At 73.1% G+C, this 6,890-nt stretch carries 7 protein-coding genes; 3 read left to right on the top strand and 4 right to left on the bottom strand.

Features of this window, described 5'->3' with window-relative positions:
- The 3 genes from ABFX51_RS25845 to ABFX51_RS25835 all read right to left on the bottom strand — a co-directional run.
- Positions 1–254 (bottom strand): helix-turn-helix transcriptional regulator (locus ABFX51_RS25845; protein ID WP_346055183.1); only part of this gene is annotated, 254 nt, incomplete at its 3' end.
- A gap of 28 nt (positions 255–282) precedes the next feature.
- On the bottom strand, positions 283–1,038 hold the full coding sequence (locus ABFX51_RS25840; protein ID WP_346055182.1) for an adenylate/guanylate cyclase domain-containing protein: 756 nt from the start codon (positions 1,036–1,038) through the stop codon (positions 283–285).
- Between the two features lie 10 nt (positions 1,039–1,048).
- Positions 1,049–2,203: a low temperature requirement protein A gene (locus ABFX51_RS25835; RefSeq protein ID WP_346055181.1), complete on the bottom strand. Its 1,155-nt coding sequence runs from the start codon at positions 2,201–2,203 to the stop codon at positions 1,049–1,051.
- A 50-nt stretch (positions 2,204–2,253) separates the two neighbouring features.
- Between ABFX51_RS25835 and ABFX51_RS25830 the strand changes: the two genes are divergently transcribed.
- Genes ABFX51_RS25830 through ABFX51_RS25820 form a run of 3 tightly spaced genes read left to right on the top strand, consistent with a single transcriptional unit; the run spans position 2,254 to position 4,671 of the window.
- Complete coding sequence (locus tag ABFX51_RS25830; RefSeq protein WP_346055180.1) at positions 2,254–2,958, top strand: FadR/GntR family transcriptional regulator; 705 nt, start codon at positions 2,254–2,256, stop codon at positions 2,956–2,958.
- Positions 2,955–3,878: an acetamidase/formamidase family protein gene (locus tag ABFX51_RS25825; protein WP_346055179.1), complete on the top strand. Its 924-nt coding sequence runs from the start codon at positions 2,955–2,957 to the stop codon at positions 3,876–3,878. The genes ABFX51_RS25830 and ABFX51_RS25825 overlap by 4 nt, the downstream gene beginning before the upstream one ends.
- 43 nt (positions 3,879–3,921) lie before the next feature.
- Positions 3,922–4,671, top strand: a complete 750-nt coding sequence (locus ABFX51_RS25820) for a hypothetical protein (RefSeq protein ID WP_346055178.1) — start codon at positions 3,922–3,924, stop codon at positions 4,669–4,671.
- Position 4,672: 1 nt separating this feature from the next.
- Here ABFX51_RS25820 and ABFX51_RS25815 read toward each other — a convergent pair whose 3' ends face one another.
- On the bottom strand, positions 4,673–6,853 hold the full coding sequence (locus ABFX51_RS25815) for a transglycosylase domain-containing protein (protein ID WP_346055177.1): 2,181 nt from the start codon (positions 6,851–6,853) through the stop codon (positions 4,673–4,675).
- Positions 6,854–6,890: the final 37 nt, after the last annotated feature.

Here is a 6,890-nt window from a genome sequence, read left to right as displayed (position 1 = left end):
CCGCGCCGCCTGCCTTCCCGCGCCGCGGCGAGGAAGCCGGCCCGCTCCGCGCCCTCCAGCCCCTGCTCGTCGGCCAGCACCTCGGTCGACAGGCGCTGCGCCGCGCGGGCACGGACGCCTTCGAGGTTGCTCAGGGCGCGGACGCTGACGCCGGAAGCCTCGGCCAGCTCAGCCTGGGTCAGCCCGGCGGCGTGCCGGTACCGCCGGAGCAGCTCCCCGAACGCCGGGCCTTCGTCGTGTTCGTCCCCGTTCACCGCCGCCCATTAAACCGGCATCGCCGCCTCACGTGTGGCGCGGCACGACGGAGTACACCTCCAGGTCCCGTGGCGCGCCCTTCGCCCGGAAGCGGCGCCGACGCCGGACCACGTAACCCGCAGTGTCCACAGTGGCCAGTGCGCGACCGGAGACGAGCACCTCGCCGGCCGTGGCCGCGGCCGCGACGCGGGCCGCCACGTTGACGTCCACGCCGAGGTAGTCGCCGCGCACGCGCCGCGGGTGCCCGGTGTGCAGCCCCGCCCGCAGCTGCGGCCGGTAGCCGTCGAGCGTGATCGCGCTGACCGCGGTGCACGCCTCCGCCGCGGCCCCGATCGCCGCCCCGGCGGCCGGGAACACCGCCATCACGCCGTCCCCGAGGGACTTCACCACCTTCCCGCCGTGCCGCGAGACCACGGCGCCGGTGACGTCCCCGACCTCCCGCAGCAGGCGCAGGACGGAGTCGTCCCCCGCGTCGAGCGCCCAGCTGGAGAACCCGACGAGGTCGGTGAACAGGATCGTCACCTCGCCACCGGCGGCGCCCGGCCGCGAGAACGCCTGCCACGTCCGCACCGCCGCCAGCCCCAGTTCCCGTGCCGCGCTCGGCCTGCCGCCGCCCGCCTCTTCGAGCAGCCGGGCGACGCGGTCCGACGGGCGGTCCGAGCCGGGCAGCGCCACGACGTCCGCCCCCGGCGCCAGCCGCCGCACGGCTCGCGCGGCACGGATGGCGACCGCGTGCCGGTCGGCGTCCCGCAACCACCGCCGCACCCTGGGCTCCTCGCTCACGCCGCTGACCCTACTGGCGCGTAACCCTCAGCTGGAAGCGCGTCACCGCCACCTGCGCCACCACCACGAGCACCAGCAGCCACACCACCGCGCTGCCTTCCGCGCCCAGCCAGCCCACCAGCCCCGGCCCGGCCACGGCGATCGACGCGACCGCGAGCGCCCACCAGCCGCCGCGGCCGGCGACCAGCCCCATCACGGACCCGAGCAGGCCCAGCGCGGCGACGGCCCCGCACAGCAGCCACCGCGTGCCCGCCGGGGGCGGCCCGTGCCCGATGACGTCCCCGAGCCCGCTCGCCAGTGCCACGACCACGCCCGCGGTGAGGCAGTGCAGCGGCAGCATCACGCGCGCGGGCAGCGCGTGCCCGCCGAGGAAGGGCACACCGCCGGAACCGTGCCGCAGCATCACCGCCCACAGCGCGGCCAGCAGCGCCAGCGCACCGAACGCGGTCCGGTACAGCGGGGCCGCCCAGTGCTCGGTGGCGGTCATCGCCTCGGTCACCACGAGCACGCCCTCGCCGAGCACGATGATCATGAACAGGCCGAGGCGCTCCCCGATGTGCGCGGCGTCGAGGTGCACGAACTGCGCCTGGGGCGCGGGGCGTGCCCCGCGGTGCTGCTCGCTCCTCCGGTTGAACCCGGCCACCGCCCGCTCCCCCGCGAACAGGAACGTGATCACCAGGTCGAGCGCGAGGCCCAGCGCCCACAGCACGTACCGCCACGGCGCGTCGGCCCACAGCGACACGATCCACGGCACCACCCCCGAGCCCACCTGGACGGCGGGCCAGTCGACGACGATGCGCCGCACGTCACGGCTCTGCCACACCCGGTCCGCCAGCACGCGCACCGCGACGTAGGCGATGGCGAAGGTCCTGGCGTGCTCGCCGCCGACGCCTTCGACCGCGGCCGCCATGATCGCCAGCCCCAGCATCGCGCCGAACACGGGAGCCACCCGCGTGGCACCACCGGCCACGTTCCCGTAGACGGTGAAGCACATCCAGGCGGTCCAGAACGCGAGGAAGCACACCACGTACAGCCCGGCGTCGCCCCAGGAGTGCGTGGTGTGGACCAGGTGCGACAGCTGCGCGACGCCCGCCACCGCCACCAGGTCGAAGAACAGCTCCAGCCAGGAGGCGTGGCGCTCCCCGGTCCCGGTTCCTTCGGTCACGCGGCCCAGTATGGGGGTGGCTGGACCACTGATCCACTAGGCTGGCCGCTGTGTCCGATCCGCTGCGCCCGGTGAGCCGGCCCCGCCTGTACGAGCAGGTGGTGGAGCAACTGCGAGCCTATGCCGACGCCGCGGGCCTCAAGGCGGGCGACCGGCTGCCGTCGGAACGCGACCTCGCCGAGCGGCTGCGCGTCAGCCGCGCCTCCCTCAAGCAGGCGATAGTCGTGCTGGAGGTGCAGGGGCTCGTCGAGATCCGGCACGGGGGCGGCACGTACCTCCGCGCGGACAGCCTGCACCCCGAACCCGTGGCGCGCCTGGTCGAGCGGCGGCGCCGCCTGCCGGACGTGCTGGACGCCCGCGAGGCGATGGAGACCAAGCTCGCCGAACTCGCGGCGCAACGCCGGACGGAAGCCGACCTCGCGGAGATCGACGCCGCGCTGACCGCGATGCGCGCCGAGATCGACGACGGGAAACCCGGCGAGGAGGGGGACCGCCGCTTCCACGCCGCCGTCACCGCGGCCGCGCACAGCGAGCTGCTCGCCGATTTCATGGCCCGCATCGCCGACCAGATCGCCGAGACGCGGCACGAGTCCCTGCAGCAGCCCGGCCGGCCGCCGCAGTCCCTCGCGCAGCACACGAAGATCGCCGACGCCATCCGCGCGCAGGACGCGCGGGCCGCGGTCGAGGCGATGCGCGTGCACCTGGAGACCGTGCGGCGCGTGCGCCTGCTGAGCTGGAACCCCGAGGAACCGTGACGACGCACCGGCTCGATCCGACCCCGGCGACGACGACCGACGTGTTCAGCCGCGACACCCCGCCGGTGCTGACGGTGGATCCCGGCGACACGGTGGTCGTGTCGGCGCTCGACGCCCACGGCAACCTGGAGCCGCACCGCGTCCCCGGCGACGACCGGCCGAAGATGTTCCCCTCCCGCCGCGGCCACTGCCTGACGGGACCAATCGCCGTGCGAGGCGCCGAGCCGGGGACCGTACTCGCCGTGCACCTGAAGTCCGTGCGGCCCGGCGACTGGGGCTGGACGGTCGCGGGTGGCAAGGACAACTGGCTGACGCGACGGCTCGGACTGGCGGACGAGCCACCGACGTGGCTGCTGTGGGAACTGGATTCCGAATCCGGTACGGCACGGAACCAGCTCGGCCACACCGTTCGGCTCTCGCCGTTCCCCGGGGTCGTCGGGCTGCCGCCCGCGGAACCGGGCGAGCACTCGACGATCCCGCCGCGCACCGAGGGCGGCGGCAACATCGACTGCCGGGAACTGGTCGCGGGTTCGACGCTGTACCTGCCGGTCACCGTGCCCGGGGCGCACCTGCTCCTCGGCGACGGCCACGCGGCGCAGGGCGACGGTGAGGCAGGCGGCACGGCGATCGAATGCCCGATGACCGTCGAGGTGGTGCTCGACGTCCTGCCCTCCGCGCCGGTGCCGGGCTGCCACGCCGAAACCCCGGCGGGCCGGATCACGTTCGGTTTCGCCGAGCACCTGGACGACGCCATGGCGGACGCGCTCGCCGCGATGGTCACCTGGCTGCAGGCTTCACACGGGCTCGCCCGCGGTGCGGCACTGGCACTCGCGAGCGCCGTGGTGGACCTGCGCGTCACGCAGGTGGCGAACCGGACGTGGGGCGTGCACGCGGTCCTGCCGCCCGGCGCGGTGCGCTGACCTGCTACAAAAGGATGTGCGGTTCGCCCGGTGGGGATGTCTCGTGCTCGTCCTCGCGGTGCTCGGGGGCGGGCTGGCCTGGCTCGTCCTCGCCCAGCGCCAGCCACCGCCGCCCTCGTGCGGGGTGCCGGGTTACAGCCTCACGCCCGAGCAGGCGCAGAACGCCGCCACGATCGCGGCCGTCGGCGGGCGGCTGGGCATGCCGGACCACGCCGTGACGGTCGCGCTCGCCACCGCGTTGCAGGAATCCAAGCTGCGCAACCTCACCGGCGGCGACCGTGACTCGGCGGGGTTGTTCCAGCAGCGACCGAGCCAGGGCTGGGGCACCTACGACCAGGTCACCGACCCGGTGTACGCTGCGACGACGTTCTACCAGCGCCTGCGGGCCCAGCCGCACTGGGCGGACCTGAGCGTGACCGAGGCGGCCCAGCTGGTGCAGCGCTCGGGCCTGCCGGAGGCCTACGCGCGGTGGGAGCCCGAGGCACGGGCGCTCGCCGGCGCGCTCACCGGCCAGGCGCCCGCCGCCTTCACCTGCCACGACCTGGTGCTCGGCGCCCCGGCCGACCTGGTGCCGGTCGCGAACGCGGAGCTGGGCACGGCGCGCCTCACCGGCGCCCACGACCTCGCGCCCGGCTGGGAACTGGCGAGCTGGCTCGTGGCGAACGCGACCCGCTTCGCGATCGACACCGTCACCTTCGACGGCCGCAGCTGGACGGCGGACGCCGGCGGCTGGTCCGAATCCGGCCCGTCCGACGGGCAGCTGACCTTCCACCAGCGCACGCCGGGGCAGTAGCTCAGCGCACCGGGTGGTGCCGCGAAACCGACGTCGTGGAGGGTTGTTCCCCCGGGCAGTCCCCCGGCAGGCAGGTCGGCGGCGGTGGCGGGAACGGGTGCCGCGGCCGGCTCGGCGGGGTTTCCGTCGGGCTGGGCGGTTCGCTCGGGCTGCTCGGCGGGGGCGGCGGCACCGCCTCGCTCGTCGACGGCGGCGGTGGCGGGGTTGTCGTGGGCGTGGTCAGGTCCGGTGCCTGCGGGAAGGACTGCACGGGTTTCCCGGACAGGTAGGCGTCCATGTAGGCCTGCCAGATGTAGCCCGGTTCCTCCCGTCCGTACACGTCGTACCCGTGCTCGCGCCCCTTGCCGTTGTGGTAGTTGCCGTAGATCGGCGCCGGCTGTTTGACGTTGCCGAACCACACGGCGGTCACCACCTGCGGCGTGAACCCGACCATCCACGCCTCGGAGTTGTGCCCGGTGTTCCCGAACTGCGCCGTCCCGGTCTTGGCGGCGTTCGGCCGCGCGCCGGACAGCCCGTCCCCGGACGACGACGCCACGTCGGTCATCGACTGGGTCACGATCGACGCGATCGCCGAGTTCGTCGCCGCGTCGTCGCTGAACGCCTTCTTCGGTGCCGTCGTGAAGCCGTACACCGGGTTGCCGCTGTCGTCGGTCACGCGCGCGACCAGGTGCAACGGCACGTACATCCCGTTCGCCGCGAACGTCGCGTACCCCTGCGCCTGGTCGAGCGGCCGCACCGGGTACTGCCCGATCGCGATGCCCAGCTCGGTCGTGCCGGTGCCCTTGCCCGTGGCCGGGTCGTCGTTCTGCAGCGAATCGAACGTGGCACCCAGCGACGTGGTGATCTGCTTCGGGATCCCGGCGTCCCACGCCGCCTGCCGCACCGCGGAAACGCCGACGTCCGCGCCCATCCGGTAGAACACCGTGTTCACCGACTGCGTCATCGCGTCCTTGACGGTGATCTGCGGCGAGCCCTCGCCGTCGGAGTTGTGCACCAGCTGCCCGGCGATCGTCTGGTTGTCGCTGCCGTCGTAGACCGTGTCCAGGCCGATCTTGTCCGGCTGTGCCCGCACCCCGGCCGCGAGAACGTACGGCTTGAACGACGAACCCGGCTGCTGCGGGGTGGTCGCCAGGTCGTAGGCGGTGGAGCCGTTCCCGCCGTAGTAGGCCAGGATCTCGCCGGTCTGCGGGTTCGCGGACACCAGCGCGCTGCCCTCGTCCGGGTACGCGGTGTCGGCGGCCATGATCTTCTGCACCGCCTGCTCGGCCTTCTGCTGCGCGTCCGGCTGGATGGTGAGGTAGATCTTGGCGCCCGACGCCGTCAGCGACTGCTCGGAGTAGCCCGCGGCGGCGAGTTCGGCGAAGGCCTCGGAGACGATGTACTGCCGGTCCGCGAGGTTCGGACCGCCGTTCTTGGCGCCGTTCGGCACCGGGGCCGGGAACTGCGCCGACGCGTACTCGGCCTGCGTGATCCAGTGGTTGGCCAGCAGGCGCCCCATCACGTAGCTGTAGCGCCGTTGCTGGTACGCGGTGTTGTCCGCCTGCCCCGGCAGCTGCACCAGGCCCGCGAGCAGCGCCGACTGCTCCGTGGTCAGCTTGCTCACGTCCTCGTTGTAGTACGCCCTCGCCGCGGCCGAGATCCCGTACGCCCCGCGTCCGAAGTAGACGGTGTTGAGGTATGCGGTGAGAATGTCCTCTTTGGAGTAGGTACGGGTCATCTTGTACGACTCGACCATTTCCACGAACTTCCGCTTCAGGGTCGCGTCGTCGTTGCCGGTGGCCTTCTTGACGTACTCCTGGCCGATCGTCGAACCACCGCCGGTGCCGCCGGTCAGCCGGTTGTAGACCGTGCGCAGGATGGCCTTGAGGTCGAAGCCCGAGTTCGTCATGAACGTCTCGTCCTCGGCGGCCATCTGCGCGTTCTTCATCGTCTGCGGGATCTGGTCCCACGACACGACCGCGTGCGCGCCCTCGGTCGACTTCGTGTACAGCGTCGAGCCGTCGGCGTAGTACAGCGTCACCGGCTGGTTCAGGCTCGCGGCCAGCGCGTTCGGGTCCGGAACGTCGACCATGAAGTACGCCACGACGAACGCCGCGACCGGGATGAACATGCCCAGGCCCAGCACCACGTACAGGGTCCGCCGCGCCCGCCGCCACCCGGGCCGCTCGCCGTAGCTCGCCAAAATCGACCTCCGAGAATCCCGCCCGTCACTGTAAACG

The sequence above is a fragment of the Amycolatopsis dongchuanensis genome, from assembly GCF_039542405.1.
GTDB lineage: Bacteria > Actinomycetota > Actinomycetes > Mycobacteriales > Pseudonocardiaceae > Amycolatopsis_E > Amycolatopsis_E sacchari.
The sequence above is the reverse complement of the archived record's forward strand: the minus strand, read 5'-3'. Positions and strand labels throughout refer to the sequence as shown.